The 26,416-nt window shown below is 65.7% G+C and carries 27 protein-coding genes; 13 read left to right on the top strand and 14 right to left on the bottom strand.

The features are described 5' to 3' along the window. The 3 genes from FAS41_RS11015 to FAS41_RS11005 form a co-directional block, all read right to left on the bottom strand. Entirely contained in the window at nt 1-1,197 is a 1,197-nt protein-coding gene (locus FAS41_RS11015) for a glycosyltransferase family 4 protein (RefSeq protein ID WP_138522096.1), read from the bottom strand. A gap of 83 nt (nt 1,198-1,280) precedes the next feature. Continuing rightward, complete coding sequence (cysZ, locus tag FAS41_RS11010) at nt 1,281-2,021, bottom strand: sulfate transporter CysZ (protein WP_138522094.1); 741 nt, start codon at nt 2,019-2,021, stop codon at nt 1,281-1,283. A gap of 97 nt (nt 2,022-2,118) precedes the next feature. Further along, on the bottom strand, nt 2,119-4,050 hold the full coding sequence (locus tag FAS41_RS11005) for a sensor domain-containing diguanylate cyclase (RefSeq protein ID WP_138522092.1): 1,932 nt from the start codon (nt 4,048-4,050) through the stop codon (nt 2,119-2,121). Between the two features lie 422 nt (nt 4,051-4,472). Between FAS41_RS11005 and trxB the strand changes: the two genes are divergently transcribed. Further along, entirely contained in the window at nt 4,473-5,417 is a 945-nt protein-coding gene (gene trxB / locus FAS41_RS11000; RefSeq protein WP_138522090.1) for a thioredoxin-disulfide reductase, read from the top strand. Nucleotides 5,418-5,628: 211 nt separating this feature from the next. Here the strand turns inward: trxB and FAS41_RS10995 are convergent, their stop codons facing one another. The 5 genes from FAS41_RS10995 to folM form a co-directional block, all read right to left on the bottom strand. Beyond that, on the bottom strand, nt 5,629-5,967 hold the full coding sequence (locus tag FAS41_RS10995) for a HopJ type III effector protein (RefSeq protein WP_081516253.1): 339 nt from the start codon (nt 5,965-5,967) through the stop codon (nt 5,629-5,631). Between the two features lie 12 nt (nt 5,968-5,979). Further along, complete coding sequence (locus FAS41_RS10990) at nt 5,980-6,291, bottom strand: DUF1244 domain-containing protein (protein ID WP_138522088.1); 312 nt, start codon at nt 6,289-6,291, stop codon at nt 5,980-5,982. A 136-nt stretch (nt 6,292-6,427) separates the two neighbouring features. Continuing rightward, on the bottom strand, nt 6,428-6,799 hold the full coding sequence (folX, locus tag FAS41_RS10985; protein ID WP_081516251.1) for a dihydroneopterin triphosphate 2'-epimerase: 372 nt from the start codon (nt 6,797-6,799) through the stop codon (nt 6,428-6,430). Between the two features lies 1 nt (nt 6,800). Next, nucleotides 6,801-7,361 (bottom strand): GTP cyclohydrolase I FolE, encoded by a 561-nt coding sequence (folE, locus tag FAS41_RS10980; protein ID WP_138522086.1) that lies wholly within the window; start codon nt 7,359-7,361, stop codon nt 6,801-6,803. A gap of 32 nt (nt 7,362-7,393) precedes the next feature. Continuing rightward, complete coding sequence (gene folM, locus FAS41_RS10975) at nt 7,394-8,119, bottom strand: dihydromonapterin reductase (RefSeq protein ID WP_138522084.1); 726 nt, start codon at nt 8,117-8,119, stop codon at nt 7,394-7,396. Between the two features lie 145 nt (nt 8,120-8,264). On the opposite strand from folM, the gene FAS41_RS10970 reads away from it, so the two are divergent. Further along, entirely contained in the window at nt 8,265-8,720 is a 456-nt protein-coding gene (locus FAS41_RS10970) for a flavodoxin (RefSeq protein WP_138522082.1), read from the top strand. Beyond that, nucleotides 8,720-9,190: a cupin domain-containing protein gene (locus FAS41_RS10965; protein WP_138522080.1), complete on the top strand. Its 471-nt coding sequence runs from the start codon at nt 8,720-8,722 to the stop codon at nt 9,188-9,190. Before FAS41_RS10970 ends, FAS41_RS10965 begins: the two co-directional genes overlap by 1 nt. A gap of 80 nt (nt 9,191-9,270) precedes the next feature. On the opposite strand, the gene FAS41_RS10960 is transcribed toward FAS41_RS10965, so the two are convergent. Further along, complete coding sequence (locus tag FAS41_RS10960; RefSeq protein ID WP_138522078.1) at nt 9,271-10,158, bottom strand: LysR family transcriptional regulator; 888 nt, start codon at nt 10,156-10,158, stop codon at nt 9,271-9,273. A 113-nt stretch (nt 10,159-10,271) separates the two neighbouring features. Between FAS41_RS10960 and FAS41_RS10955 the strand changes: the two genes are divergently transcribed. Next, on the top strand, nt 10,272-10,649 hold the full coding sequence (locus FAS41_RS10955; protein ID WP_138522076.1) for a CidA/LrgA family protein: 378 nt from the start codon (nt 10,272-10,274) through the stop codon (nt 10,647-10,649). Next, the gene (locus tag FAS41_RS10950; protein WP_064979867.1) at nt 10,636-11,322 is read left to right on the top strand and encodes an LrgB family protein; all 687 of its coding nucleotides are present in this window, start codon (nt 10,636-10,638) and stop codon (nt 11,320-11,322) included. Before FAS41_RS10955 ends, FAS41_RS10950 begins: the two co-directional genes overlap by 14 nt. A gap of 3 nt (nt 11,323-11,325) precedes the next feature. Here FAS41_RS10950 and FAS41_RS10945 read toward each other — a convergent pair whose 3' ends face one another. Beyond that, nucleotides 11,326-12,039 carry a WbqC family protein gene (locus FAS41_RS10945; RefSeq protein ID WP_246084860.1) on the bottom strand — a complete coding sequence of 238 codons (714 nt, stop codon included), beginning with the start codon at nt 12,037-12,039 and terminating at the stop codon, nt 11,326-11,328. Nucleotides 12,040-12,463: 424 nt separating this feature from the next. Here FAS41_RS10945 and FAS41_RS10940 point away from each other — a divergent pair, with 424 nt between their 5' ends. The 5 genes from FAS41_RS10940 to FAS41_RS10920 all read left to right on the top strand — a co-directional run bounded on the left by FAS41_RS10940 (nt 12,464) and on the right by FAS41_RS10920 (nt 16,433). Further along, nucleotides 12,464-13,246: a class II aldolase/adducin family protein gene (locus tag FAS41_RS10940; RefSeq protein ID WP_138522074.1), complete on the top strand. Its 783-nt coding sequence runs from the start codon at nt 12,464-12,466 to the stop codon at nt 13,244-13,246. Next, nucleotides 13,246-14,124, top strand: a complete 879-nt coding sequence (locus FAS41_RS10935) for an alpha/beta fold hydrolase (protein ID WP_138522072.1) — start codon at nt 13,246-13,248, stop codon at nt 14,122-14,124. The genes FAS41_RS10940 and FAS41_RS10935 overlap by 1 nt, the downstream gene beginning before the upstream one ends. Before the next feature lie 99 nt (nt 14,125-14,223). Next, nucleotides 14,224-14,517, top strand: coding sequence for a hypothetical protein (locus FAS41_RS10930; RefSeq protein WP_138522070.1), 294 nt, complete (start codon nt 14,224-14,226; stop codon nt 14,515-14,517). Nucleotides 14,518-14,629: 112 nt separating this feature from the next. Then, a complete protein-coding gene (locus FAS41_RS10925) occupies nt 14,630-15,541 on the top strand; it encodes an SDR family oxidoreductase (protein WP_138522068.1) in 912 nt (303 codons plus the stop codon). Nucleotides 15,542-15,665: 124 nt separating this feature from the next. Next, on the top strand, nt 15,666-16,433 hold the full coding sequence (locus FAS41_RS10920) for a crotonase/enoyl-CoA hydratase family protein (protein WP_138522066.1): 768 nt from the start codon (nt 15,666-15,668) through the stop codon (nt 16,431-16,433). 205 nt (nt 16,434-16,638) lie between these two features. Here FAS41_RS10920 and FAS41_RS10915 read toward each other — a convergent pair whose 3' ends face one another. The 3 genes from FAS41_RS10915 to FAS41_RS10905 all read right to left on the bottom strand — a co-directional run bounded on the left by FAS41_RS10915 (nt 16,639) and on the right by FAS41_RS10905 (nt 19,327). Then, entirely contained in the window at nt 16,639-16,986 is a 348-nt protein-coding gene (locus FAS41_RS10915; RefSeq protein WP_138522064.1) for a cupin domain-containing protein, read from the bottom strand. A gap of 53 nt (nt 16,987-17,039) precedes the next feature. Next, nucleotides 17,040-18,461: an NAD(P)/FAD-dependent oxidoreductase gene (locus FAS41_RS10910; RefSeq protein WP_138522062.1), complete on the bottom strand. Its 1,422-nt coding sequence runs from the start codon at nt 18,459-18,461 to the stop codon at nt 17,040-17,042. 113 nt (nt 18,462-18,574) lie between these two features. Beyond that, on the bottom strand, nt 18,575-19,327 hold the full coding sequence (locus FAS41_RS10905) for a helix-turn-helix domain-containing protein (RefSeq protein WP_425049009.1): 753 nt from the start codon (nt 19,325-19,327) through the stop codon (nt 18,575-18,577). 304 nt (nt 19,328-19,631) lie between these two features. Between FAS41_RS10905 and FAS41_RS10900 the strand changes: the two genes are divergently transcribed. From FAS41_RS10900 to FAS41_RS10890, 3 genes are all read left to right on the top strand, one after another. Further along, nucleotides 19,632-21,440 (top strand): DUF1302 domain-containing protein, encoded by a 1,809-nt coding sequence (locus FAS41_RS10900; protein WP_138522058.1) that lies wholly within the window; start codon nt 19,632-19,634, stop codon nt 21,438-21,440. A gap of 22 nt (nt 21,441-21,462) precedes the next feature. Continuing rightward, nucleotides 21,463-22,833, top strand: a complete 1,371-nt coding sequence (locus tag FAS41_RS10895) for a DUF1329 domain-containing protein (protein ID WP_138522056.1) — start codon at nt 21,463-21,465, stop codon at nt 22,831-22,833. 196 nt (nt 22,834-23,029) lie between these two features. Beyond that, complete coding sequence (locus FAS41_RS10890) at nt 23,030-25,558, top strand: LuxR C-terminal-related transcriptional regulator (RefSeq protein WP_138522054.1); 2,529 nt, start codon at nt 23,030-23,032, stop codon at nt 25,556-25,558. 22 nt (nt 25,559-25,580) lie between these two features. Here FAS41_RS10890 and FAS41_RS10885 read toward each other — a convergent pair whose 3' ends face one another. After that, a complete protein-coding gene (locus FAS41_RS10885) occupies nt 25,581-26,390 on the bottom strand; it encodes a SirB1 family protein (RefSeq protein ID WP_138522052.1) in 810 nt (269 codons plus the stop codon). Between the last annotated feature and the right edge of the window lie 26 nt (nt 26,391-26,416).

The following is a 26,416-nucleotide window of genomic DNA, read 5'->3' as shown; positions in this document are numbered from 1 at the left end:
CTACTTGTGGATTTCAGGATGCCCCAGGCCGCCGGGGTTCTTCCCCGGCAGGGCCGTGCGGCAGGCCTCCTGCAGATAGCCTTCGAAACGCTCGATCACGGTGTCCCATGCCTGATGGATGGCGTGGTGACGCGCGTTGAGGCGCACCCGACGCAGGCGCTCCGGGTCACCCAGTAGCCAGCTCGCTGCTTCGAAGAAGCTCTGGTTCTCGCCCGGCACGCCGAGCACGCCGTTGTGCCCGTGGCGGATGTGCTGGCCTGCCGCAGCCTGGTCGAAGGCGACTACCGCCAGCCCTGAAGCCAGTGCTTCCAGCACCACGTTGCCGAAGGTTTCCGACAGGCTGGGGAACAGGAAAAGGTCGCCGCTGGCGTAGTGCCGGGCCAGTTCCTCACCACGCTGCAGCCCACAGAACACAGCTTCGGGCAGCTCCTTCTGCAGGTGCGCGCGCTGCGGTCCGTCGCCGACTATCACCAGCCGGAGCTTGAGGTGCGGGTGCGCCGTGCACAGCGCGTGGAAGCTGCTGCCCAGCAGCGACAGGTTCTTCTCCGCCGCCAGCCGGCCGACGTGCAGCACGGCGATATCTCGCTCGCCCAGGCCCCACTCGCGGCGCAGTGCTTCATCACGTCGGGCGGGGTTGAACAACTGGCTGTCGACGCCGCGAGAGAGCTGCGCCAGGCGCTCGAAACCGCGCCGCTGCAACTCCACGGACTGGCTGGCACTGGGCACCAGGGTTTGCTGGGTGCGGTTGTGGAACCAGCGCAGGTACACCGTCACCAGCCGCATCAGCGGGCTGAAGCCATAGTGCGCGCTGTACTGCTGGAAGTTGGTGTGGAAGCCGCTGATCACGGGAATCCGCAGGCGCCGCGCGGCTCGCAGGGCAGCCAGGCCCAGCGGGCCTTCGGTGGCGATATAGAGCACATCCGGGCGGGTGTTGTTCCAGTGCCGCAGCAGCTTGTGCAGGCACGACTGGCCCCATTGCAGGCCGGGGTAGCCGGGTAGCGGCCAGCCACGGGTGAGCACGAGTTCGCCATCGCTGTGACGGCCTTCTTCGCCCTGCTGGCGTGGGCGCACGACCTGGATCTGGTGCCCGAGGCGCAACAGCCCCGAGGCCAGCCGGCCAAGGGTGTTGGCAACGCCGTTGATTTCCGGCGGAAAGGTTTCGCTGATCAGTGCGATGCGCAGGGGAGTCGTGGTCATGCTTGCAGTGTCCCGGCGCGCGGTGGCGCGCCGATGACAATGCGATGATCGATAGGTGACAACCGCTCGGCAGTGGGGGTGCCTTACTTCACCAGCGCTTTCTCGCCTTCCTCGCGCACCCAGAACAACACCGCACCGGCCACCGCGGCGGGCATGGCGACCAGGTTGACCACCGGGATCAGCAGCGCCAGGTAGGTGATGCCGCCAAAGCCCATGCAGGCCCAGCGCTTGCTGCGCAGCCAGGCGAGCATCTCGTTCCAGCCCAGCTTGTGGTTGTCCGCCGGGTAGTCGATGTACTGCACGGCCATCATCCACACGCCGAAAATCAGCCAGAGCGGTGCGGCGATCAGGTTCAGGCCGGGGATCAGGCTGAGAATGAACAGCGCGATGGCACGCGGCAGGAAGTAGCCCAGCTTGCGCAGCTCGCGGCCGATGGTGCGCGGCACCATAGCCATCAGTTCGCCCCAGCTGAACTCGGGGAAGTCGTCGGTGCCGCGCACCACCACCTCGACCTTCTCCGCGAGGAAGCCGTTGAAGGGCGCGGCGATGATGTTGGCGATCATGGTGAAGGTGAAGAACACGATCAGCAGCACCAGCGCCACGAACAGCGGCCAGAGGATGAACTGCAGGAAGCTCAGCCAGTCCGGTAGGGTCGGCATCAGCCAGTCGACCCAGTGGCTGAACTGGTTGATGGCGAAGCCGATCAGGCCGACGAACAGCAGGATGTTGATGCTCAGGGGCAGCAGGACGAACAGCCGCAGGCCGGGGCGCATCATCAGTTTCAGGCCTTCGCCGAGGTATTGCGGGCCGCTCAGGGTGGACATCGGACTCTCCAGGGGTGAACCGTAGGCGACCTTAGCAGACCCGGCGAACGGCCGGCGAGCCGTCTGTTTTGCCGGGTATGTGTTCGCGGGCCAGCCCTCAGGCGGCCGTGTAGCGATAGCAGCGGTTGCGTTCCTGCTTGGCCTGGTACATGGCAATGTCGGCGGCGCGGGTGAGGGCGTCGGCGTCGCCAGCATCCTGAGGGTAGAAGGCGATGCCGATGCTGGGGGTGACGAAATCGATCAGTTGGCCACTCAGGCGGTACTCGGCGCCCAGCACAGCCAGCAGGCGCATGCCCAGGGCGTCGGCTTGATCCGGCTCGGCGTTTTCCAGCAGGACGGCGAACTCGTCGCCGCCCAGGCGGAAGGCCTGGTCAGGCTGGCGCAGGCTGCTGCGCATGCGCTCGCCGACGGTGCTGAGCAGGGCATCGCCAAGGGCATGTCCGAAGCGGTCGTTGACCTGCTTGAAACGGTCCAGGTCGATGTACAGCAGGGCCACCCGGTTGCTGTGCACGACAGCCTGTTGCAACTGCTCGTTGAATGCCTTGCGGTTGCCCAGCTCGGTGAGGGTGTCGCGGTAGGCCAGGTCGATGAGCTGCTTCTGGTAGGCCACCTGGTCGCTGATGTCGCGCAGGATGCCGCGAAATCCCTGGAACTCGCCCTGGCCGTCGCGTATTGCCGAGAGCCGCGTCTCACAGCTGACCAGCCGGCCGTCGCGACGCTTGAAGGGGGCGGAGAAGGTGGTCTCCTGTTCGTCGTCGCGGGCCTGCCGATAGAGCCCCTGGGCACGGCGCAGGTCCTGCTCCTGCAGCAGGACGCTGAAGTGCTGGCCGCTGAGTTGTTCGGCGCTATAGCCGAGCATCCGGCACAGTGCAGGGTTGAGGGTGCGGATGAGGCCGTGGGTATCCATTTCGAAGTAACCGTCGCGGATCGCGTCGAGGATCGCCCGGTCGCGCGCCTCGCTCTGTTCCAGGCGGTCGAGAGTGCGGTTCATCTCGCTGGCCAGCTGGCCCAGTTCATCCTGCCCCTGCGGGCTCAGGCGCGAGGGCGTGTCGTCCTGGCCGATGGCCGCGACCTCGCGGTTCATGCTGGTAACACGGCGGATGATGCGGAACTCCAGGGCCAGGTAGGCAAGCAGGATGGCGCCACCCAGCAGCGCCAGGGTCAGGTAGAGGAACAGCCGGATGGATTGCTGGCCCTGCTGGTACAGCGGGCGGGCGCTGGTGAGCTCCAGGCGCAACTGTGGCTTGCCGTGGGAGTCGAGATAGAGCAGCGACATCTGCTGGCTGTTCTCGTCCAGCAGACGGCGCGAGCTGAGCAGGGTGGCGCCGCGCCCGGTGGGGATGTTCAGGGTGCGCCAGTCCTTGCCCTGCACAGGGTCCTGAGCCAGGCGCAGGCTTGCGCCCATCTGGGTCTGGAGGTTGTACATGCGTGCGTTGTCGAGCAGCACGCCAGCGATGACCACGCCGGCCGGCTCGGCGGTTCCGGCGGTGTTGCTGATGGGGTAGCTGAGCAGCAGCTGAGGCACGCCTTCGATCTGCAGCAACTGGTCGAGACTGTGGTGCGGATCGCCGTCGATGTCCAGTGCACCCAGTTCGATCGCGGTACGCAGGATGCCGTCGCGCAGCCGAGGGACGTCGGGCACCTTCTGGCCGGGTAGGCGCTCGGACAGTTCATCGAGCTTCCATTGCTGGGCGAGGATGTGCCCGTCACGGTCGACGAACAGTACATAGTCGAAGCCGAGGATGCCCAGCAGGTCCTGGTCCAGGTTGTCCTCGATGAAGCGCGCCTGCGGCAGGCGCATGAACTGGTAGCTGGCGTCCCACCAGGCGTAGCTGTGGACGATGTCGAGGTTGCGCTGCTTCTCGTAGGCGACGCGGTTGTGGACGATGCGCACCTCGTCGGCGAGGTGCTGGCGGTCCCCGCGGTCGAAGCGGTCGAGCAGGATCATGTCCGACAGCAGCCAGACCCCTGCGAGGCTCGCGATGAACAGGGGCAGGCACAGCCATAGCAGGCGGGCGCGAAGGTTCATGGTGATACGAGTGACCTTTGGTTTCTTGAGTCTAGCCATCCAGGCAATGGACGCTCGCTGCATAGGGGAAGCCTATGGAGGGCATTGAGATTGGACATTTCAGCAGGGGGCGGCGGCGGCGGTAAGCTGCGCGCCATCTGGAATCGAACGAGTTCGAGGGTCGATCCGACACTCCCTGACTTATCTCAAGGGGCGAAGGACGACTGCGGAAATCCCTGACCTATCTCAAGGGTTTTCCGGGGTTCTGCGGGACAATGCAAAGCGTGACTCAGGTCACACCGCATTGCCCACAGTCTCCGGGCCATGCGGTCCGCGCAAGAAACCTTTCCGTGGAGCTGCCGTCCTCCCAACCTTCCCCCTGGTGCTTTGGCAGCTCCCTTTTCTTTTGCACCCCGCTCTTCACCCGAGCACTGGAGGCTGTCATGTCCGATCGTCATGCGCGCGTCATCATTCTGGGTTCCGGGCCTGCCGGCTATAGCGCCGCGGTGTATGCCGCCCGCGCCAACCTCAAGCCGCTGCTGATCACCGGGATGCAGGCCGGCGGCCAGCTGACCACCACCACCGAAGTCGACAACTGGCCGGGCGACTCCCATGGCCTGACCGGGCCGGCGCTGATGCAGCGCATGCAGGAACATGCCGAGCGCTTCGAGACCGAGATCGTCTTCGACCACATCCACGGCGTCGACCTGGCCGGCAAGCCGTTCGTGCTCAAGGGCGACAGTGGTACCTACACCGCTGACGCACTGATCATCGCCACCGGCGCCAGCGCGCGTTACCTGGGCCTGCCCTCGGAAGAGAGCTTCATGGGCAAGGGCGTGTCCGCCTGTGCCACCTGTGACGGCTTCTTCTACCGCAACCGTGAAGTGGCGGTGGTTGGCGGCGGGAACACCGCCGTAGAGGAGGCCCTGTACCTGGCCAACATCGCCAGCAAGGTGACCCTGGTACACCGCCGCGAAAACTTCCGTGCCGAGAAGATCCTGCAGGACAAGCTGCGCGCTCGTATTGCCGAGGGCAAAATCGAATTGCGCCTGAACGCCCAGGTGGAGGAAGTGCTGGGCGACGACATGGGCGTCACCGGCGTGCGCCTGCGCCATAACGATGGCGAGGCTTCGGAGCTGACGGTCGACGGCCTGTTTGTCGCTATCGGCCACACGCCCAACACTTCGCTGTTCGAAGGCCAGCTCGACCTGAAGGATGGCTACCTGGTGGTCAGCGGCAGTCGTGATGGCAACGCCACCGCCACCAACATCCCCGGCGTCTTCGCCGCTGGCGATGTGGCCGACCATGTCTACCGCCAGGCCATCACCTCCGCCGGTGCCGGTTGCATGGCCGCGCTGGACGTTGAACGTTACCTGGATTCCCTGTAACGGCCCGAAGAGCCGGCGTGCAGGAAGGGGCCCCGCTTTGCGGGGCCTTTTTCTGTAAGGCGTGAACGTGCTTTTCGTAGGAGCGAGCTTGCTCGCGAACCGCTTGGCACCCTGCCTGGCAATTTCGCTGCCAGCGTTGCCAGATGACGCCAGGTGTTCGCCCAAGAAAAAGCCCCGCATCAGCGGGGCCTTTTCATCGAGCCGGACAACCTCAGCCGCGACGCGACAGCGGCTGGCGCTCGAAGTTGACGCCGGCCAGGCCGGTGGTCTGCAGAGCACGGATGTTGGCGTGGTCGGTGCCTTCGGGATGCTCACGCACGGCGCGGTAGTGCTCGCCGAACGCCAGCAGTGACTCTTCCTGGCTCAGGCCTTCGAGGATGGCGAAACCCAGGGTCTTGCAGGACCCTTCGTTCTGCCCGGCGGGGTTTTCCACGCTGCCGTTGGTGAAGGCGCTGGGGGTGTAGCTGTAGTGCTCGGCGATGTACGCCAGGGTGTCGGTGAACAGGTGCTGCTCGCTGCGCAGGCGCGAGCGGAAATCAGTGAGGGTCATCAAGGCAAACTCTTAGTGTTTCTTCGCGTTATCGAAGGCCGTCTGCTGGGCAGGGGTCGCTTCCGTCTGGTACTTGGCCTTCCATTCGGCGTAAGGCATGCCGTAGATCTCTTCGCGGGCCTGATCCGGGCTGACAGGCAGGCCCATGTCGTCCGCCGCGGCCTTGTACCACTTGGACAGGCAGTTGCGGCAGAACCCGGCAAGATTCATCAGATCGATGTTCTGCACGTCCTTGCGGGTACGCAGGTGCTGCACCAGGGTGCGGAACGCGGCGGCTTCCAGTTCGGTGCGCTGCTCGTCGGTCAGGTTCATCGGCTCGGTCATGGCAGGTCTCTCAACAAGGGCGCATCGGAGGCGCATGGCGGGGCTGGCGAGATTCTAAGAGGCGGGCGATCTGCCAGCAACGCCCATTGGCCGACTGGAACGGGCGTGCAGGGTAGTTGCTGGGAAATTGTGCGGCTCAGCGCTGGGCGGCCAGGGCGATCGACACCGACTCGGCGAAGCGCAGTGCGTGGGGCTTATCCACTTCCACTTCGGCGTAGTGCACGGCCGGGTTGGCCATGACCAGGTCGAGCAGTTCCTGGGTCAGCCGCTCGAGCAGGGCGAAGCGGTTCTCCTCGACGTGGGCGATGATCGCCTTGGTGATGGTGCGGTAGTTCAGCGCGTGGTCGATGTCGTTGACCTGCACCGCATCGCCGGCGGGGTAGAGGATGGTGAGGTTGATCAGCACATCCTGCTTGTTGAGGATTTCCTCCTCCTTGATACCGATGTAGGTGCGCACGCGCAGGTCCTTGACCCGGATTCGCGCCATGCCCGGCTGCAATTGCGTCATTTCACTTGCTCCGTCCGATCAGTTGCAGGAATTCCTGGCGGGTATTGGTGGACGCGCGGAAGGCGCCGAGCATCACCGAGGTGTTCATCACCGAGTTCTGCTTTTCCACCCCGCGCATCATCATGCACATGTGCTGCGCCTCGATCACCACCGCTACACCGGCTGCGTTGGTGACCTGCTGTACGGCCTCGGCGATCTGCCGGGTCAGGCTCTCCTGGATCTGCAGGCGACGTGCAAACATGTCGACGATGCGTGCGACCTTCGACAGGCCCAGCACCTTGCCGGTGGGAATGTACGCCACATGGGCCTTGCCGATGAAGGGCAGCAGGTGATGTTCGCACAGGGAGTAGAGCTCGATGTCCTTGACGATGACCATTTCGTCATTGTCCGAGGCGAACAGTGCGCCGTTGACGATCCCTTCCAGCGTCTGCTCGTAGCCGTGGCAGAGGTACTGCATGGCCTTGGCCGCGCGCTTGGGGGTGTCCAGCAGGCCTTCGCGGGTCGGGTCTTCGCCGAGCCCTTTGAGAATCTCACGGTAGTGGTGAGACAGGTCTTCGATCATGGTGGGAGTTCCTCGCGCCCGCGCCGGGCGGGTCATTTGAGGTGCCGGCCGCCGTTGACGGTCAGGGTAGTGCCGGTCACATAAGGGCTGTCGAGCAGGTAGCGCACGCTCTGGTAGATCACGTCCGGGCCGGGCTCGATGCCCATGGCGGATTTGGCCAGGGTGCGGGCGCGGTAGGCGTCGTCGTCGCCTTCGTTGAACAGGATCAGTGCCGGCGCGATGCCGTTGACCTTGATGCGCGGCGCAAGGCTCGCAGCGAAGGACAGAGTGAGGTTGTCCAGGCCGGCCTTGCTGGCGCAGTAGGCGATGCGGTTGGCGCTGCCCTTGCGGGCGACATCGTCGGAGAGGTGGATGATGTCGGCCGGCGCGCCACGCTCGATGGCGTCGCGCTCGAGCAGTTCGCTGCAGCGCAGGTTGATCAGGTAGGGCGCGAGCATGTGCACGCGGAACAGCGTCTCGAAGGCCTGCGCATCGCCGCCGGGTTGCTCGGCAATCCACGCGGACGCGTTGTGGACGATTGCGCGCAGGCGGTCGGTATGGGACTTGAGTTGGTCGATGAAGGCGAGGATGCCGGCTTCGTCGCCCAGTTCGGCGTGCAGGCAGGTGGCACCCAGCTCACGCAGTTCGGCAATGCCGGGCTTTTCCTGGCGATAGGTCGCGATGACCGGCTGGCCGTCCTGCAGCAAGCGCTTGGCACAGTGCAGGCCGATGCGCTGGCTGGCGCCGGTGATCAGGATGGGGGCTGGGGTATGGCCCATGCGCGCCTCGCGAAAATCCACTTTGGGAAGCGCCGCAGCGGACAATGTCCTAGCGGCCGGGTAGGGCAAAACTATACCAGCCCCGGCGCGGTGCGGCACGGATGGGGCATAATGGGCGGCCTTGTCTTGCCTTGTGGGAGTGAACATGAAAGTCGCCATCGTGTCCGGTTCGGTCTACGGCACCGCCGAAGAAGTCGCGCGTCACGCCAAGCGCCTGCTCGAAGCCGCTGGCTTCGAAGCCTGGTACGACCCGCGTGCCACCCTGGACGCCATGCTCGAGTTCGCTCCCGAAGCTTTCCTGGTGGTGACCGCCACCACCGGCATGGGCGACCTGCCCGACAGTTTCCAGCCGCTGTTCCATGCCATCCGCGATCGCCTGCCCGCCGACTGGCGTGGCCGCCCGGGCGCCGTGCTGGCGCTGGGCGATTCCAGCTACGGCGATACCTACTGCGGTGGCGGCGAGCAGGTGCGTGAACTGTATGCCGAACTGGGCGTGCAGGAAGTGGTGCCGATGCTGCGCCTGGACGGCAGCGAGACGGTGGACCAGGAGACCGACTCCGAGCCGTGGCTGGCCGACTTCATTGCTGCACTGAAGGCCTGATGCATCCCCGCGCCCGCTACCTGATCGATACTTTGCAGCTCTCCCCGCACCCCGAGGGCGGGTTCTACCGACGCGTGTTCGAGTCCGGTCTGCTGGGCGCCGATGGCCGGCCACAGTCGTCGGCCATCCTGTTCCTCCTGCCGGCCGGCACGGTCAGCCGCTGGCACCGTGTGGACGCCGACGAGCTCTGGCACTTCCATGAGGGCTCGCCGCTTGAGTTGCTGATCGCAGAGCAGCCGGATGCCGACGTACGACGCGAGACTCTGGGGCCGGTGGGCGACGACAGCTTGCCGCAGCGTGCGGTGCCGGCCCACGCCTGGCAGGCTGCGCGCTGCCTGGGCGACTACGTGCTGGTGGGCTGTACCGTTTCCCCTGCCTTCGAGTTTGCCGGGTTCAGGCTGCTCTCCGACGATGTGCAGGCGCAGCGGGAGTGGCCGAAGCTGGTCGGTGAGTTTGTAGCGCTGATCTGAAAAGCTTCGCGAGCAAGCTCGCTCCTACGAAGAGCGGAGCCGTGCCGACCCTGTAGGAGCGAGCTTGCTCGCGAACCGCCTCACTGCGGATGCAACGGCATCTCCAGCATCAACCCCAGCCACGCCTTCGCCGCATTCGACAGGTAGGCGTCGCGCCGCCAGATGAAGCTGATGTCCCAGCGCAGGTCCGGTTGGCTCAGCAGTACGCGTACCAGCCCGGGCCGCTCCAGATCCTTCGCCACCACGCGCGGCAGCAGCACCGCGCCTTGCCCGGCGGCGACCAGCGCACCCAGGAAATCCGCCTGGCCGCTGCGGCCGCCTTCCTTCGGCTCGAAACCGGCCTCGCGGCAGGCGCGCAGCAGGCGGTCGTTGAGGGTGAAGCTCTGCTGATAGAGCAGGAAGGGCGTGTCGGAGAGCTCCGCCAGTTCCAGGCTTTCACGCCCGGCGAGCGGGTGGCTGTCGGGCAGCAGGATGTCCAGGGGCTCATTGCAGAAAGGTTGCCAGTCGAAGCCGGGGTCGTCCGGCGTCAGACCGCCGCCCAGCTCCAGTTCACCGCTGTAGACCATCTCCTCCATGGTCTTGCTTCCGCCCTCGATCAGGTGCACGTCGATGTTCGGGTAGCGCCGCCGGTACTCGGCGAAGCGCCCGGCGAACAGCGCGTCCGCGCCCAGCAGTGGCAGGCCGAGGCGCAGTTCGCCGCGATGCAGGTGGGTGAGGTCGTCCAGTTCGGTGTGCAGCTCGCGGCGCAGACGCAGCATGTCCTCGGCGCGGCGCAGCACCACTTCGCCTGCGGCGGTCAGGCGGATGTGCGGGCCGCTGCGTTCCAGCAATTGCACGCGCAGGCTCTGCTCCAGCTGGGCGACCTGCTTGCTCACCGCCGACTGGCTGGCGTTCAGGTGTACTGCCGCCTGGGTGAAACTGCCGTGGCGCACGACTTCGGCGAAGGTGCGCAGCTGCTTGAATTCCATTCTGGAATGGCTCCGATTCGATCTATTCGCTTTGGGGATGATAGGCGTGGGCGTAGGCTTTGCGCCATTCCCAACCGATTTCTTCATCCGCTCAACACTTCGAGATCGCCGCCATGTTCCGCCGCGCCGCCCGCCTCATTTTCGAAATCGCCGTGCTGGTCGCCTTCTGGTGGCTGGGCGGCTGGATCGCCACGCTGACCGGCCTGCCGCTGCCGGGTGGGGTGATCGGACTGGCGCTGCTGCTGGTGCTGTTCGCCTGCGGTGCCATCCGACCGGCCCTGTTGCAGGGCGGCGCCGGCCTGCTGCTGGCGGAGATGCTGCTGTTCTTCATCCCCGCACTGATGAGCCTGCTGGACTACGGCCCGCTGCTACGCAGCGAGGGCTGGAAGATTCTGCTGGTGATCACCGCCAGCACCGTGATGGTGATGCTCTCCACCGCGCTGGCGGTGGAATGGATGTGCAACAGGAGTTCGCGCCATGAGCCTCGATAAGCAAGCGCTGTTCTGGTTGGCCGTGACCTTGGGCGGTTACCTGCTCAGCCGTACCCTCTACCGCCGTTTTCAGCAGTATTGGCTGTCGCCCATCGTCTTCGTGCCGGTGCTGCTGTTCGCCCTGGCGATCCCGATGCAGGCCCGCTATGCCGACTACGCCCGTGACACCAGCTGGCTGGTGGCGCTGCTCGGCCCGGCCACCGTGGCCTTCGCCATCCCGATCTGGCAGCAACGAGCTTTACTCGCCCGTCACTGGCCGGCGCTGCTGACCGGTATGCTGGCCGGCTCGACCATGGCCATTGGCAGTTCCTGGGCGCTGGCCCACGCGCTGGCGCTGGACGGCCAGGTGACGCTGTCGCTGATTCCGCGCTCGATCACCACACCCTTCGCCATGGAAATGTCCCACGACCTGGGCGGCGTGCCGGCGCTGACCGCGGCCTTCGTGATGATCACCGGGGTGTTCGGCGCGCTGATCGGCGGGGTGCTGATGAAGATGCTGCACCTGCGCTCCGCCCTGGCCCGTGGCGCACTGCTGGGCGTCGGCGCCCACGGTGCGGGCACCAGCCGGGCTTATGAGTTCGGCGGGGAGGAAGGGTCGGCGGCAGGGCTGCTGATGGTGCTGACCGGGCTGTTCAACCTGCTGATGGCGCCGGTCCTCGCGTGGTGTCTGTAAGGCCTAGCTCAGCTCGTAGGCATCGAGCATGCGCGAGACGTCGGCGGGGGAGTTGAACATCATCACGTCGATGATCGACAGGCCCGCCTCGAAGGTCCGGCGCTTCTGTTCGTAGGGCACCAGCTTGGGTTCCTGGAAGCGCAGGGTCAGTCCGGCGGCATCGTACTTGCTGCGGTCGAAGAAGCTCTGCCCACCCGGCGGGTTCCAGTACTCCTCTACGCCCCCCAGCGCCTTGCAGATGTTCAGCGCCCATTCGTCCGGCGCGGTCGGTCGCTCCATCGACAGGTCCATACGCGAGAGCACCGGCATCTGCCGAGGGAAGCCCAGGTAGGCGCAGGTCGCCTCCAGGGTGGCCTTGTTCAGCGAGACGATGTCCTGGAATGGGTGGTCGAGGGATGCTGCGATCATCTCGCGCACGTCACGGTAGTAAGGCGCTACCTTGCGGTACACGTCCAGCTGGGAGAACAGGCTGCGCCGCCAGTCCTGACGGTTGTCGACCTGCACGTCGCAGATCAGTGTCTCGCGGTGGTGCTTGACCCGTGGCACGCGGATATACAGCCAGCCGTCCTGCTGCTTGAGGATGCGGTTGCGCTCGATCCAGCCGTGATGGATGTACTGCACCGTATCGAACAGCACGAACAGATCGGTGTGCTTGATCAGGCTGAAGTAGCCCAGGTACGGAAAGAAATAGGGCTGCATGATGGCGGTTCGTTTCACGTCGGCTGCCTCGTTGGCCGAACTGGAGTCTCCTCCCGACTCCCGGGTACTGCCTGAGAAGGGCACTGCGAAAGATATTGCGAAATGTTTCCAGGTGGATCGAGGGCGCCTGTTGCGGCGTCTTGGCAGGTCTTGGCAATGGGCACGCTTCCGCCAGCCCTGACGTGCGAACTGGCTGCTGCACTGTCTGGATAGCGCTTTTGGAGGGAGTTGCCGGGCGTCGAATCGATCAGGCGCCGCGGGCAGCAACTACCGCCACTATAGGTGGGGAAACCGCTGACGCAAGGCAAGTTATCGGCCTGCGCTTATAGCGGAACATTCGCCAGACACTGCCAGAGTCAACTGTCAGTTCCGTGACAGTCCTTGGCCCGTTGCGCTGACTAGACTGCGCCTTCGAACAACAACAACGAAGAGGCTACCGACCATGCACGCCGCTCATCCGCTGCCCACCGTGAACGTCAAGGACCAGGTTTCCGCCGCCGAATGGCAGACCCGCGTCGACCTCGCCGCCTGTTACCGCCTGATCGCCCTGCAGGGCTGGGACGACCTGATCTTCACCCACATCTCCGCCAAGGTCCCCGGCACCGAGGACTTCCTGATCAACCCCTACGGCATGATGTTCCACGAGATCACCGCGTCGAGCCTGGTGAAAGTGGATGCTTTGGGCAAGAAGCTGATGGACAGCCCGTACGACATCAACCCGGCCGGCTACACCATCCACAGCGCGATCCATGATGTGCGCCACGACGTTGCCTGCGTCCTGCACACCCATACCGCCGCCGGCATTGCGGTGTCTGCGCAGAAGCAGGGCCTGCTGCCGATTTCCCAGCAGTCGCTGTTCGTACTATCCAGCCTCGCCTATCACGGCTACGAGGGCGTGGCGCTCAATCATGACGAGAAGGCGCGCCTGCAGGCTGACCTGGGCGAAGCCAACTTCATGATCCTGCCCAACCACGGCCTGCTGACCTGCTCGGGCACCATCGCCGATACCTTCCTGATGATGTTCACCCTGCAGCGCGCCTGTGAGATCCAGGTGCTGGCCCAGGGCGGTGGCGCCGAACTGATCCTGATCCCGCAGCAGATCCTCGATGGCGCCCGCGCCATGGCCGCCGCCGTGACCAAGAGCAAACAGGGCATGGGCGGTGCGCTGGCGTGGCCGGCACTGCTGCGCAAGCTGGACCTGCAGAACCCCGGCTACCGCGACTGATGGCCCTGGCCGGCATTGCCCTGCGCGACTGGCGCGCGCAGGGCTGTGACTTCACCTTCCGAGGGCATGCAGTACGTTACTGGAGCGCCGGCAGCGGCGCTCCGCTGCTGCTGATCCACGGTTTCCCCACTGCCTCCTGGGATTGGCACTACCTCTGGCAGCCGCTCGCCGAGCGCTACCGGGTGATCGCCTGCGACATGCTCGGTTTCGGCGATTCCGCCAAACCCAGGGGGCACGACTACCGCATCCTCGAACAGGCCGACCTGCAACAGGCGCTGCTGCAGCACCTGGGCGTGCGCGAGCCGGTTCACCTGCTGGTGCACGACTACGGCAACAGCGTCGGCCAGGAGTTGCTGGCGCGGCACGAGGAGGGCGCCTTCAACCTGGCTTCGCTGGCCTTCCTCAACGGCGGGCTGTTCCCGGAAACCCACCGCGCGGTGCTCTCGCAGAAGCTGCTGCTCGGCCCGTTCGGTTTCCTGTTCGGCCGGCTGTTCGACCGCCAGCGCCTGGCGCAGAACTTCGCCAAGGTGTTCGGCCCACAGACCCAGCCGTCGGAGGCGGAGCTCGATGCCTTCTGGGAGCTGATCCGCCACAACGACGGGCCGCGCGTCATGCACCGGCTGATCCATTACATCCTCGACCGTCGCCAGCACCGCGAGCGCTGGGTGGGCGCAATGCAGCGCACTTCGGTACCGCTGCGCCTGATCGATGGACCGGAAGACCCGATCTCCGGCGCGCACATGGTGGTTCGCTACCGGGAGTTGATCCCGCAGCCGGATACCGTCGAGTTGCCCGGCATCGGCCACTACCCGCAGGTCGAGGCGCCGGAGCAGGTACTGCAACACTATCTGGCGTTCCGTCAGGAAAGGGCGCCGTAGGTACGGACCGATCTGGCTGTAGATTCGGAACTGGCTGATAGATCGGTCCTGCGTGGCAGCGGTAGCTTGCCCGGCTTTGTCCAGCCGGAGGTCGCTGCCATGCCACTCAGATCCGTCATTCCCGTCCGCCAGCCGCAGGGTTCGCTGCTGTACCGGGCGCTGCTGCACCTGCGCCGGGACTTCGTCTTCGTCGCCATTCCCGTGCTGCTGGTGCTGGTCGCAATCTGCGCGGCTGGCGGCTACTACGCCTGGCTCACGCAGGACTGGGTGCCGGCCGCACTGGGCGCACTGGCGCTGCTGCCGGCCTTCGGCCTGCTGCTGTTCTGGAGCGAGTACGACTGGTGGCTGTTCAAGCTCGGGCCGCGCTCGGAGCTGAACCTGCCGATGCGCTGACGGATCATCCCCTGGCCTTATCGGGCACCATTCAGCCTTGGTCGTCTTGGTTGTGACCGGATCGTGACTGCCGGACACTCCGGGAAAAACCATCCTGTCTGGAGCCCCAATCATGAGTGATGCCCTGCACTTCGACGGAAAAGTCGTGATCGTTACCGGAGCCGGTGGCGGCATCGGCCGTGCCCACGCCCTGTTGTTCGCCAAGTACGGCGCGAAGGTAGTGGTGAACGACCTGGGCGGCAGCACCCATGGCGAAGGCGCCAACGCCTCGGCTGCCGACCGCGTGGTGGCAGAAATCCGCGAAGCCGGCGGCATCGCCATCGCCAACCATGACTCGGTGACCGATGGCGAGAAGATCGTCCGCCAGGCCGTCGAGGAATTCGGCCGCATCGATGTGGTGGTGAACAACGCTGGCATCCTGCGTGACAAGACCTTCCACAAGATGGAAGACGCCGACTGGGACCTGGTCTACAAGGTGCACGTCGAAGGCGCCTACAAGGTGACCCGCGCCGCCTGGCCGTTCATGCGCGAGCAGGGTTATGGCCGGGTGATCTTCACCTCGTCCACCTCCGGCATCTACGGCAACTTCGGCCAGAGCAACTACGGCATGGCCAAGCTCGGACTCTACGGCCTGACCCGCAACCTCGCCATCGAGGGCCGCAAGAACAATATCTTCGTCAACGCCATCGCTCCCACCGGCGGCACCCGCATGACCGAAGGCCTGATCCCGCCGCAGGTGTTCGAGGCGCTCAAGCCCGAACTGGTCAGCCCGCTGGTGGTGTACCTGGGCAGCGAAGCGTGCCAGGAAACCTCCGGCCTGTTCGAAGTCGGCGGCGGCTGGATCGGCAAGGTGCGCTGGGAGCGCAGCCTGGGCGTGGGCTTTGACCCGCGCAAGGGCTTCAGCGTCGAGGACGTGGCAGCCAACTTCGCGCAGATCTGCGACTTCGAGAACGCTGCGCATCCCAAGGACAACGTCGAAGCGCTGCGCGAGATGATGGCCAACCTGCAGAAATACGCCGGTTGATCCGGCCAGCCTGACCGGCGGAACGGCCAGCGGGGCTGTTCCTCGGCGGCGAACGCAGTAAGGTGAAAGGGCCGGCTCAAAGCCGGCCCTTTGCTTTTCCGCTTCCCGGCCCGAGGAGTTCGCCATGAGCGTGATAATCCAGAAGAACGGCCCGGTGACCACCCTGGTCATCGCCCGCCCTGCGGTGCGTAACGCCGTGGACCTGCCCACAGCCCAGGCGCTGGCCGATGCCTTGCGCGAATTCGAGCAGGACGGGGAAGCCCGTGTCGCCGTGCTCACCGGCGCCGGCGGTACCTTCTGCGCGGGGGCGGACCTGGCTGCGGTGGCCGAAGGTGGCGAGCGGCGCAACCGCCTGGAAATGGAGGGTGACGGGCCCATGGGGCCGAGCCGGATGCAACTGTCCAAGCCGCTGATTGCCGCGATCGAGGGCTATGCCGTCGCCGGGGGACTCGAGCTGGCGCTGCTGGCAGACCTTCGCGTGATGGCCGAAGACGCGGTTTGCGGGGTGTTCTGCCGGCGCTTCGGCGTGCCGTTGATCGACGGCGGCACCGTGCGCTTGCCACGCATCGTCGGCCAGGGGCGGGCGCTGGACCTGATCCTGACCGGTCGCCCGGTGGGCGCGCAGGAAGCTCTCGCCATGGGCCTGGCCAATCGCGTGGTGCCCAGCGGGCAGGCGCTGGAGTTGGCCGAGGAGCTGGCGCGGGAGATCGCCGAGTTCCCACAGCGCTGCATGCTGGCTGATCGTGACAGTGTCTTCGCGCAGTGGAACCTGTCGTTCGACGTGGCGCTGGCCAACGAATTCCAGGGCGGAATGGCGGTGATCGAAAGCGGCGAGACGGTGGATGGGGCGAAGCGTTTCGCCGAGGGGGAAGGGCGGCATGGAAAATTCTGACGAGTTTGGGTGCGTCGGATGGCACCCTCTCCCCAGCCCTCTCCCTGAAGGGAGAGGGAGCTATCCGTGCCAACGGATCGCACTGCGTTTCTCGGCGAGAAAAGGGTGACGCTTCACTCCGGACAGTTCCCTCTCCCTTCAGGGAGAGGGTTAGGGAGAGGGGAAAGTGCGAACGCCGGACTTTCGCCACGTCCCCGCCGGCCGATCAATCGCGTTCAATGATCACGTAGGTCTTGCGCGTGGTTTCCTGGATGTCCCAGATGCCCAGGCTGTTCTGCGGCAGCAGGAAGGCGTCGCCGGCCTGGAAGGCGATCGGCTCGCCACCATCCGGGGTGAAGGTGCCGCGGCCGGCGATGAAGTGGCAGAACTCCTGCTCGACGATCTGGCGGCGCCAGCGGCCGGGGGTGCATTCCCAGATGCCGGTTTCCACGCGGTCGGTACGCTCGATGGATTCCACGCGGGTCTCGGAGATCGGCTCGCCCAGGGGCACGGCTACCGGGTTGGCTTCACCGAGTTGGGCGTTCAGGGTGTCTTTCAGGTGGGTCAGTTTCATACGGGGGCTCCAGTGGGCTTTCTATGCTTTCTGTCCAGGTGCCGAGCCGGCGCTCAGCCAACCTTCCAGGTCATGAGGTTTTCCATGCTGGCGGCGACTTTCTCCGCTAGCCGGCGGCGCCAGGGCGCGCTGTGGGGGTTGGCCAGCACATCGTCTTCGTGCACGAAGCTGCGGATGATGGCGTTGTAACCGAGCCAGCGGCAGGGTTCGGGTTCCCAGCCGCGCAGGCCGTCCTGCACGCTGCGGTCGTTGATGACCCACGGCTGGCGGGTGAGGGCGCTGTCCTGGCCAAGGATCAGGTCGGCCAGGGTGCGGCCGCCCAGGTTGGTGGCGCCGACGCCTTCGCCGCCGTAGCCGCCAGCCAGCGCGATGCCGTTGCGGCGGTCCACCAGCATGTGCGGGTGGAAGCGCCGCGACATGCCCAGGTTGCCGCCCCAGGTGTGGGTGATGCGCACGTCCTTGAGTTGCGGGAACAGCTCGCTGAACAGGTAGCGGCGCAGGCCGACCTCATCTTCGGTCAGGCTGAAGTCGTTGCGCAGTTTGCCGCCGAAGCGATAGCCGCCACGGGCGCCGAAGGCCAGGCGGTTGTCCGGAGTACGCTGGCCGTAGGTGACCTGGCGGCTGAACTCGCTGAAGGCCTGGCCCTTGTCGAGGCCGATCTCCGCCCACACCGATTCGGGCAGCGGCTCGGTGGCCACCAGCAGGCTCTGTACCGGCAATTGGTAGTTGCCCAGCGGCGGCAGGTCGGCGGCGTAGCCCTCGATGGCCGGCACCACCCATTGTGCCTTCAGTTCACCCTGTTCGGTACGCAGCAGACCCGGTGCCCAGTGGGTGACGCGGCTTTTCTCGAAAATCGGCGTGCCCTGGCGCTCCACGGCGCGGGCCAGGCCACGGACCAGCTTGGCTGGATCGATGGTGGCGCAGTGCGGGGTGTGGATGGCCCCCAGCGCGCTGGGAATGCGCAGTTGCTCGGCCAGCTCACTCTTGCTCAGCCAGCGGTAGTCGTCTTCGGTCAGGCCTTCGGCGTGCAAGTGGGCGAGGTACTCGCGCAGGCGGGTTTCCTGCTCCGGATAGCGCGCGGCGGTGTAGAGCACGCCAGCCTTGCGGTAGTCGCAGTCGATACCTTCGCGATCGAGCACACGGGCGACTTCGTCGGGGATGTCGTGCAGCAGGTCGTAGGACGCGCGGCGCTGCTCGGGCGACAGGCCGGCGAGCAGACGGTCTTCGCCGAGCATGTTGCCCATCAGCCAGCCGCCGTTGCGGCCCGAGGCGCCGAAGCCGGCAGTCTCGGCCTCGACGATGGCGATCTTCAGCTGCGGTGCGCGCAGCTTCAGGTAGTAGGCGGTCCACAAGCCGGTATAGCCGGCGCCGGCGATGGCCACATCGACGTCCAGGGTGCCCTGCAGGGATGGCCGTGGGACGAGATCGTCGTCCAGTTGGTTCATCCACAGACTGATATGACGCCATGCCGACATAGACGACTCCAAAAGGAAGAAGGGGGAATGTCGGCAAGCCTAGATTTGGCGCGGGGTTCTGTCGTGCGCGCGGGTACGCGAGGATTGCTCGCGTACCCGCCGGCAGGGGCGGATCAGGCCCCCTGCTGTTCTTCGCGCAGGCGCTTCAGGTATTCGCGGGGAGACTGGCCGGTCTGCTGGCGGAAGCAGCGGTAGAAGGCCGAGAGCGAGTTGAAGCCAGCAGAGAAGGCCAGTTCGTCGATGCGTGAAGGCAGCGGCGGGTGCAGTTGGTTGAGCAGGTGGGTCAGGCGCGTCTGGTTGACGTACTGATAGAAGCTCAGCCCCATCACCTGGTTGAGTAGGTAGGAAATCTGGTTGCGCGTATAGCCGGTGGCAGTGGCCACTTGCGTGAGGTCGAGGTCCGGCGCCAGGTACGGCTGGCTCTTGCTGAAATAGTCTTCCAGGTCGCTGGCCAATTGGCTGAGCTGACGAGGCGAGAGCCCCAGGCGGCTGGTTGCCGGACGCGGATCGATGGTCTGGGGGCGGTTTTCCCCACCTTCGCGCACCACCGAGGCGTATTCGTTGATGCGCCAGATCAGGCCGTCACGGACGGTGATGGCTTCGCTGGAGTGGAAGGTCGCCAGGCGCCCGCTCAGCGTCACCGCGATGCGGTACTGGATGAAGGCGGTGTCGCCATCCACGCGGATGCGGTCGATGTGGTCGAGAAATTCTTCCGGGCGGCTCGGCATGGTCGCCTGCACGTAGTCGCGCAGGTCGGTGTAACCCAGGGTGCGGTTCTGGAAGAAGTCGTTGTACTGCACCTGCGGGTGATACAGCGCGAGCACCGCTTCGAGGTCGCGGAGCTTCCAGCACTGGTGGTAGCGCAGCACCACCTCGCGGGTCTGCTCGGTGAGGTGGCTGTCGGTCGGGCGTTGGTCGATGGCATGCATAGGGGGCTAAGCATGCCCCAGACGGCGCTTCTCGGGTAGTGGCAAAGCACCTGCCGGGTGCAAGGCACTATCCATCGTCTCGATGATCCGTCATCGCCTGCACCAATATCGCCCGACAGAGCCCGTCCCAGAGGGGGGATTCACTCTTTCGGGCGACACGCCAAATACCACCTTGGAGCGCTTACTCCCCGCCAGGTCGCTCAGTAGGGTAAGGCCACCTAGACACCGTCAGGAGAGCCGCATGACAACAAAAACAAGGCGCGGATTCTTCCAACCGCAACTTCTCGCCACTGCTGTCGCCCTGGGATGCGCCACCCAGGCTCAGGCAATCAACTTCAACATCGGGGAGATCGAAGGACAGTTCGATTCCAGCCTGTCTGTGGGGGCCAGCTGGAGTACGCAGAGTCCGAAAGAGGACCTGATCGGCTCCGCCAACGGCGGTCACGGGATGACCCAGACCAACGATGATGGCCGGCAGAACTTCCGCAAGGGCCATACCTTCTCGAAGATCTTCAAGGGTATCCACGATCTGGAGCTGAAGTACGGGGACTTCGGCGTGTTCACCCGTGGCAAGTATTGGTACGACTTCCGCCTGAAGGACGAAAGCGTGGCCTTCAAGGACCTGTCCGACGATGGCCGCAAGGAAGGCGCCAAGGCTTCCGGTGCACAACTTCTCGATGCCTTCGGCTACTACAACTATTCCATCGCCGAACTGCCGGGCACCGTGCGCCTGGGCAAGCAGGTGGTGAGCTGGGGTGAAAGTACCTTCATCGGTAACAGCATCAATGCCATCAACCCCATCGACGTGTCCGCCTTCCGCCGTCCCGGTTCGGAGATCAAGGAAGGCCTGATCCCGGTGAACATGCTCTATCTGTCGCAGAGCCTCACCGACAGCCTGTCCGTGGAAGGCTTCTACCAGCTGGAGTGGGACCAGACGGTGCTCGACAACTGCGGCACCTTCTTCTCCACCACCGACGTCGCCGCCGACGGTTGCAAGACCAACTACAACATCCTCGACAAGAACACCGTCACTGCATTGAATGCTCCGGCGACCAAGGCGCTACTCAACTCGCTGAACGTTACTGTCACCCCCGAGGGTCTGATGGTGCCGCGCGGCGCTGACCGTGACGCTCGTGACTCCGGTCAGTGGGGCCTGGCCCTGCGCTGGCTGGGTGATGATGTGGAGTACGGCGCGTATGCCATGAACTACCACAGCCGCACGCCCATCGTGAGCATGAAGAACGCAGGCGCCGCTGACATTGGCAATGCCCTGCGCGCTATCGGTGCGGGTGCTTCGGCGCTGGCTCAGCCGATCCTCCTGGGGCGCGGCAATTACTTCCTCGAATACCCTGAGGACATCCGTCTCTACGGCCTGAGCTTCTCCACCACTCTGCCCACCGGGACCGCGTGGAACGGCGAGATCAGCTACCGGCCGAACATGCCGCTGCAGCTCAATACCACCGACCTGACGCCGCTGCTCGCCACCACTGTGGCCGGTGGATTCGCCACCGGTGGCGTCGCCGGCGCCCTGGCCGAGGCCAACCAGATCAGCCATGGCTACATCCGCAAGGAAGTGACCCAGGCCCAGACCACGTTCACTCACTTCTTCGACCAGACCATGGGCGCTGACCGCCTCACCCTGGTCGGCGAGGTTGGCGTGACCTACGTCGGCGGCATGACCAACAAGGTCGGCGAGCGCTACGGCCGCGACTCGGTCTACGGCGTGCCGGAGAATGCGGCGGCCGATGCGGAGTACGGCAGCGGCGGCTTCTATACCTCGTCTTCCTGGGGTTATCGCGCCCGCGCCATCTGGGACTACAACAACGTGTTCGCCGGGGTGAACCTCAAGCCGAACATCGCCTGGTCCCATGACGTGAACGGCTACGGCCCGGTCTTCAACGAAGGCAGCAAGGCTGCCAGCGTCGGCATCGATGCGGACTACCAGAACACCTACACCGCAAGCCTGAACTACACGAACTTCTTCGGCGGCGACTACAACACCATCGTCGACCGGGACTTCCTCTCGCTCAGCTTCGGCGTGAACTTCTGACCTGCCTGCTCAAGGAATCGACATGAGAACGACAAGAATCCTCCAATGCGGCGCGCTGGCCCTGAGCCTGCTGTCCTGTGGCGTGATGGCGGCGGCGTCCGCCGACGATGTGGCCAAGCTCGGCACGACGCTGACGCCCATGGGCTCGCAGAAGGAAGGCAACGCCGATGGCAGCATTCCGGCCTGGACCGGTGGCATTTCCCGCACCGCCGGCAAGCTCGACAGCAAGGGCTTCCTCTCCGACCCGTTCGCCGGTGAGAAACCGCTGTTCACCATCACCGCGCAGAACGCCGACCAGTACAAGGACAAGCTTTCCGCCGGCCAGCTGGCGATGTTCAAGCGCTACCCGGACAGCTACAAGATCCCGGTTTACAAGACCCACCGTACCTTTGCGCTGCCTGACGACATCTACGCCGCGATCAAGCGCAGCGCCGAGTTCGTTCAGCCGATCAACGACGGTAACGGCCTGGAGAACTTCGAGAAGAGCCGCTACTACGCCTTCCCGCTGCCCAAGAATGGCGTACAGGCACTCTGGAACCACCTGACCCGCTACCACGGCGGCAATATCTCCCGCACCGTGGTGCAGGTGGTGCCGCAGACCAATGGCAGCTACACGCCGATCCGCTTCGAAGAATCGATTGCGGTGCCGCAGAGCATGACGGACCAGGACGCCGGCAAGACCGGCAACATCCTCACCTACTTCAAGCAGCAGGTAACGGCCCCGGCGCGCCTGGCCGGTAACGTCCTGCTGGTGCACGAGACCCTGGACCAGGTGAAGGAGCCCCGCCTGGCGTGGATCTACAACGCCGGTCAGCGCCGCGTGCGCCGTGCCCCGCAGGTGGCGTACGACGGTCCGGGCACCGCCTCCGACGGCATGCGTACTTCGGACAACTACGACATGTTCTCCGGCGCCCCGGACCGTTACGACTGGAAACTGGTGGGCAAGCGCGAGATGTACATCCCGTACAACAGCTACCGCCTGAATTCGCCGGAGCTCAAGTACGACGACATCGTCAAGCCGGGCCACATCAACCAGGACCTGACCCGTTACGAACTGCACCGTGTCTGGGAAGTGGTGGGCACGCTGAAGTCCGGCGAGCGCAACATCTACGGCCAGCGCCACTTCTACCTCGACGAGGACAGCTGGCAGATCGCGGTATCCGAGCTGTATGACGGTCGCGGGCAACTCTGGCGCGTCGGCGAGGGCCACGAGATGACCTTCTACACCGAGCTTGCCACTGGCTACGCCGCCGAGTCGCTGTATGACATCCTCGCCGGCCGCTACGTGACCTTCGGCCTGAACAACGAAGAGAAGCGTGGCTACCAGTTCGGCCAGAAGGCCAGCATGGCCGACTTCACCCCGGCGGCACTGCGTAACGCCGGCGTTCGCTGACGTAACACCCCGCTCCTTGGCCCCGGCATTCCTCGTGGATGCCGGGTTTCTTTTTTTCCGCCGTCTGCACGTCGCGTAGCCTCTATTTCGGGCCTGGGGGCGACCTGCGCTATACCGCCCCATGAATCTGGCTGATGGTCCTTTGCCCGCTTCGCCCGGCGGCATAGTCTGGCCAGCAAATGGCCGGAAGAAGCCCATGTCGACAATCGCCCTGCACAGCGTGGCGCTGCCTCGCCTGCCCCGCCAGCACCTGCCCCGCGAACGGCTGCATGCCAGCCTGAGCGCCACCGAGTGCCGCCTGCGCCTGCTGGTGGCGCCGCCCGGTTGCGGCAAGACGGTGCTGATGAGCGAGTGCGCGCGCCTCGCGCCGGCCGGCACCCGCCTGGTCTGGCTCGGGCTGGGCGGTCGCGCCCTGGAGCCCGAACAGTTCTGCGAACGGCTGGGCGAGGCGCTAGGGGTGCCCTGGTCCGGCGAAGCGGCGCTGGCGGCCTGGCTGGAAAACGCCAGTGAGCCGGTCTGGCTGATGCTCGACGACTATCCCCGTGCACCCGATCCCGCCCTCGATGACTGTTTCGATCGCTTGCTCGCCGTGGCCTCGCCGCAGATCGGCTGGTGGTTGGCCAGCCGCCGTCGCCCGGCCTGCAACCTCACCCGCCTGTTGCTCGAAGGCGAGTTGCTGGAACTGGGCGCCAGCACTCTGGCGCTGACCCAGATCGAGCTGGATGCCTACCTGCAGACTGCCGGCCTGGAATGGCCGCAGGCCCAGCGCCAAGCCCTGCAGGATGCCACCCACGGCTGGTTCGCCGGCGTGCGCTTGCGCCTGCTCAGCCTGGGCAACGAACCCATCGCACCCTGTGCCACCCAGGTGGCCGAGACCGGCAACGGCCTGCTGCAGGACTACCTGCAGCGCGAAGTGCTGGCGAGCCTGCCGGCGGAGCTGGCGGAAACCCTTTGCGGTCTGGCGCAGATCGCCCGCTTCAATCGCGAACTCTGTGATTACCTGTTCGACGAACCCGGCCTTGGCCTGGACGGCCTGCAGGCATGGGGCGTGCTGATCGAAGCGGTGGACAACACCCAGCACTGGTTCCAGGTGGCGCCGATGGTCGCGACGGCGCTGGCGAACCTGTCGCGCTGGCCGGCGGCGACCCTGCACCGGCGCGCCTGCCAGTGGTTCACCCAGTGCGGGGAAATTCACTCGGCGTTCGAGCACTCGCTATACGCCGAGCAGCCGGATGTTTCCGCCAGCCTGCTGCAGCGCCTGACCGAGGAGCAACTGCTGCACGGGCGCAATGTCGAGCGTGTGCTGCAACTTCGGGAATCGCTTCCCGAGGAACTGCTTTGCAGTACGCCACGTCTTCTCATCCTCAACGCCTGGACGCTGCTGTTCGTCGGTCGCCTGGACGACGTGGAAGCACTGCTGACCGGCTTTGATCGTTTCCTGCCGATGCCCGGTGAGCACCGCCAGCGAGCACTGATTGCCCAGTGGCAGGGGTTGAACGGCATGCTCACCCATGCTCGTGGCCTGGCCGGCTCTCGCGAGCAGCTGCGTGAGGCGCTGGCGTACCTGCCCGAGGACGCCTGGGCACAGACCCTGATCTGCCTGTCCGCGTTGACCCAGCAGGCCCAGGCCGAGGGACGCCTGGCCGAGGCACGGCTGATCAACCGCGAGGCGCTGCGGCGCGCTCGCCTGCAAGGCAGCACCACTTTCGAGGCGCTGCTGGAACTGGACCGCGCCCAGTGGCTGGAGCAGCGCGGCGAGTTGCAGCGTGCCGATGCACTGCTGGCGCGCGTGCAGGAATACCTCGACGAGATGCGTATCACCTGCAATGCCATGGCCGGCCGTGTTGCCCTGCGCCGGGGCTGGCTGTGTCTGCGCCAGGGGCGTGACGAAGAGGCTCGCGAACTGTTCATCGCCGGGTTGAACGAAACCCGCCGCAGCCACGATCCGAGCTCGATCTACGGCTTCACCGGCATGGCCTGGCTGGACGCGCTGGATGGCGACACCGACGGTGCGTTCAGCCGCCTGCTGGAAGTCGAGCGTCTGATGCAGCTGCAACATGTGCCCGAGCCGATCTACCGCGGCCCGCTGTTGCTCGCCAGCGGTGCGCTGAACCTGCGCCAGAATCGCCCAGGGCCGGCGCGAGAAGTCCTCCAGCGCGTAGCCTCGCGTTATCGCACCGACCACCTCAGTCCGCCCGCGGCAGCACCGGATCAGATACTGCGGGTCGAGCACCATCTGGCACTGGCCGAGCTTTATGACGGCGACGTGGATGCCGCCCTGCAGCGCTTGCTGGCAATGCTCCCGGACCTGCTGCGCCAGGGCCGAAATACCTTGGCCTGCGACGTCTGGCTGGCGCTGGCCGAGGCTCACTTCATCGCCGGCAGCCTGGACGAAGCGCGCAGCGCGCTGGACGAGGGCGTCGCCCTGGCCCAGCGCTTCGGGCTGCTCTCAACCTTGCGCGACACCCAGCGCCGCCAGCCCGGCCTGTTCGGCCTGCGCCCACATGCCGGCGAGATGGCGCCGCATAACCTGCTGAGCCTGCGCGAGCTCTCGGTGCTGGAGCTGATCGCCCGGGGTTGTTCCAACCTGGAAATCGGCGAGCGGCTTTACATCTCCCTGCACACGGTGAAAACCCACGCACGCCGGATCAACGGCAAGCTCGGCGTGGAGCGCCGCACCCAGGCGGTCGCGCGGGCCAAGGAGCTCGGTCTGTTGAAGGTCTGAGGCTTGCTGAAAGTCTGAAGCGTCAGTGCAACGCCTTGGGCGGCACGTGGATTTCCGCCAGTCGCTGGGCCAGGCGCACCTGCTCGGCGGCGTCGTCGCTGAGCAGCATCGCCCGCTCCAGGTCGTAGCGTTCGGCCTGCGGGCAATCCAGCGTGTGATAAAGGTCGGCGCGGGCCAGGTGATCGCTGGCACTGGGCGGCCCCAGCTCCAGCACGCGCTGGGCATCCTTCAGCGCCGCCAGCGGTTCTCCGGCGGCCAGGTGCAACTGGCGCAGATTGCGCGATAGACGTTGCAGCATGTCGGCGGCGCTGGCGGTGCGCAGGTGCTCGGCGGACAGCTCAGCGTTGGCGCCCATCTGGCGCGCCAGCAGGTCACGGCAGTCGCGGGTATAGAGGCGGCGGCCGGTGGCGGGGTCGAGCAGGTGGTCGGCGCCGGGCACGCGCAGCAGGAAGCGTCCGGGGAAGTTCACCCCGACCAGGGTGATGCCGTTGCGCCGTGCCATCTCCAGGGCGATCAGCGCCAGTGACAGAGGCTGGCCGTGGCGGCGCTGCAGTACCTGGGGGAGCAGGGCGGCGCGCGGGTGCAGCGGGTACTCGTCGTCCTCGGCGAAGCCCAGCTCGCTCAGCCGGCGCAGCAGGAACTGCGCGCGCTCCGCAGCGCTTGTGCCCTGGGGCAGGGCGACCGCAACCTGGTGCGCGAGCGAGTCGAACAACCGTAGCGCCTGTTCCGGCGGCAGGTGCGGTTCGTGCTCGGCGGCGATCCACAGGGCCGCCTCGAACAGGGCGGGCGGGTCCTGGGCAAGACAGGCAAGGCAGGCTTGACGCGGGTCCATGGCGTTCTCCGGCTGACCCTGCGGTT

It is taken from the genome of Pseudomonas nicosulfuronedens (genome assembly GCF_005877905.1).
Lineage (GTDB): Bacteria > Pseudomonadota > Gammaproteobacteria > Pseudomonadales > Pseudomonadaceae > Pseudomonas > Pseudomonas nicosulfuronedens.
Note: the sequence above shows the minus strand (reverse complement) of the source record. Positions and strands in the feature narration are given on the sequence as shown.

What these genes read in the sequence shown, in the direction of transcription:
- FAS41_RS10885 (WP_138522052.1), bottom strand. Translation starts at nt 26,390, where the DNA reads ATGGACCCGCGTCAAGCCTGCCTTGCCTGTCTTGCCCAGGACCCGCCC.
- FAS41_RS10915 (WP_138522064.1), bottom strand. Translation starts at nt 16,986, where the DNA reads ATGAAACTGACCCACCTGAAAGACACCCTGAACGCCCAACTCGGTGAA.
- FAS41_RS10925 (WP_138522068.1), top strand. Translation starts at nt 14,630, where the DNA reads ATGAGTGATGCCCTGCACTTCGACGGAAAAGTCGTGATCGTTACCGGA.
- folM (WP_138522084.1), bottom strand. Translation starts at nt 8,119, where the DNA reads ATGGGCCATACCCCAGCCCCCATCCTGATCACCGGCGCCAGCCAGCGC.
- FAS41_RS10940 (WP_138522074.1), top strand. Translation starts at nt 12,464, where the DNA reads ATGCACGCCGCTCATCCGCTGCCCACCGTGAACGTCAAGGACCAGGTT.
- folX (WP_081516251.1), bottom strand. Translation starts at nt 6,799, where the DNA reads ATGACGCAATTGCAGCCGGGCATGGCGCGAATCCGGGTCAAGGACCTG.
- FAS41_RS10935 (WP_138522072.1), top strand. Translation starts at nt 13,246, where the DNA reads ATGGCCCTGGCCGGCATTGCCCTGCGCGACTGGCGCGCGCAGGGCTGT.
- trxB (WP_138522090.1), top strand. Translation starts at nt 4,473, where the DNA reads ATGTCCGATCGTCATGCGCGCGTCATCATTCTGGGTTCCGGGCCTGCC.
- FAS41_RS10920 (WP_138522066.1), top strand. Translation starts at nt 15,666, where the DNA reads ATGAGCGTGATAATCCAGAAGAACGGCCCGGTGACCACCCTGGTCATC.
- FAS41_RS11005 (WP_138522092.1), bottom strand. Translation starts at nt 4,050, where the DNA reads ATGAACCTTCGCGCCCGCCTGCTATGGCTGTGCCTGCCCCTGTTCATC.
- FAS41_RS10955 (WP_138522076.1), top strand. Translation starts at nt 10,272, where the DNA reads ATGTTCCGCCGCGCCGCCCGCCTCATTTTCGAAATCGCCGTGCTGGTC.
- FAS41_RS10895 (WP_138522056.1), top strand. Translation starts at nt 21,463, where the DNA reads ATGAGAACGACAAGAATCCTCCAATGCGGCGCGCTGGCCCTGAGCCTG.
- FAS41_RS10900 (WP_138522058.1), top strand. Translation starts at nt 19,632, where the DNA reads ATGACAACAAAAACAAGGCGCGGATTCTTCCAACCGCAACTTCTCGCC.
- cysZ (WP_138522094.1), bottom strand. Translation starts at nt 2,021, where the DNA reads ATGTCCACCCTGAGCGGCCCGCAATACCTCGGCGAAGGCCTGAAACTG.
- FAS41_RS10990 (WP_138522088.1), bottom strand. Translation starts at nt 6,291, where the DNA reads ATGACCGAGCCGATGAACCTGACCGACGAGCAGCGCACCGAACTGGAA.
- FAS41_RS10950 (WP_064979867.1), top strand. Translation starts at nt 10,636, where the DNA reads ATGAGCCTCGATAAGCAAGCGCTGTTCTGGTTGGCCGTGACCTTGGGC.
- FAS41_RS11015 (WP_138522096.1), bottom strand. Translation starts at nt 1,197, where the DNA reads ATGACCACGACTCCCCTGCGCATCGCACTGATCAGCGAAACCTTTCCG.
- FAS41_RS10960 (WP_138522078.1), bottom strand. Translation starts at nt 10,158, where the DNA reads ATGGAATTCAAGCAGCTGCGCACCTTCGCCGAAGTCGTGCGCCACGGC.
- FAS41_RS10930 (WP_138522070.1), top strand. Translation starts at nt 14,224, where the DNA reads ATGCCACTCAGATCCGTCATTCCCGTCCGCCAGCCGCAGGGTTCGCTG.
- FAS41_RS10910 (WP_138522062.1), bottom strand. Translation starts at nt 18,461, where the DNA reads ATGTCGGCATGGCGTCATATCAGTCTGTGGATGAACCAACTGGACGAC.
- folE (WP_138522086.1), bottom strand. Translation starts at nt 7,361, where the DNA reads ATGATCGAAGACCTGTCTCACCACTACCGTGAGATTCTCAAAGGGCTC.
- FAS41_RS10970 (WP_138522082.1), top strand. Translation starts at nt 8,265, where the DNA reads ATGAAAGTCGCCATCGTGTCCGGTTCGGTCTACGGCACCGCCGAAGAA.
- FAS41_RS10965 (WP_138522080.1), top strand. Translation starts at nt 8,720, where the DNA reads ATGCATCCCCGCGCCCGCTACCTGATCGATACTTTGCAGCTCTCCCCG.
- FAS41_RS10995 (WP_081516253.1), bottom strand. Translation starts at nt 5,967, where the DNA reads ATGACCCTCACTGATTTCCGCTCGCGCCTGCGCAGCGAGCAGCACCTG.
- FAS41_RS10890 (WP_138522054.1), top strand. Translation starts at nt 23,030, where the DNA reads ATGTCGACAATCGCCCTGCACAGCGTGGCGCTGCCTCGCCTGCCCCGC.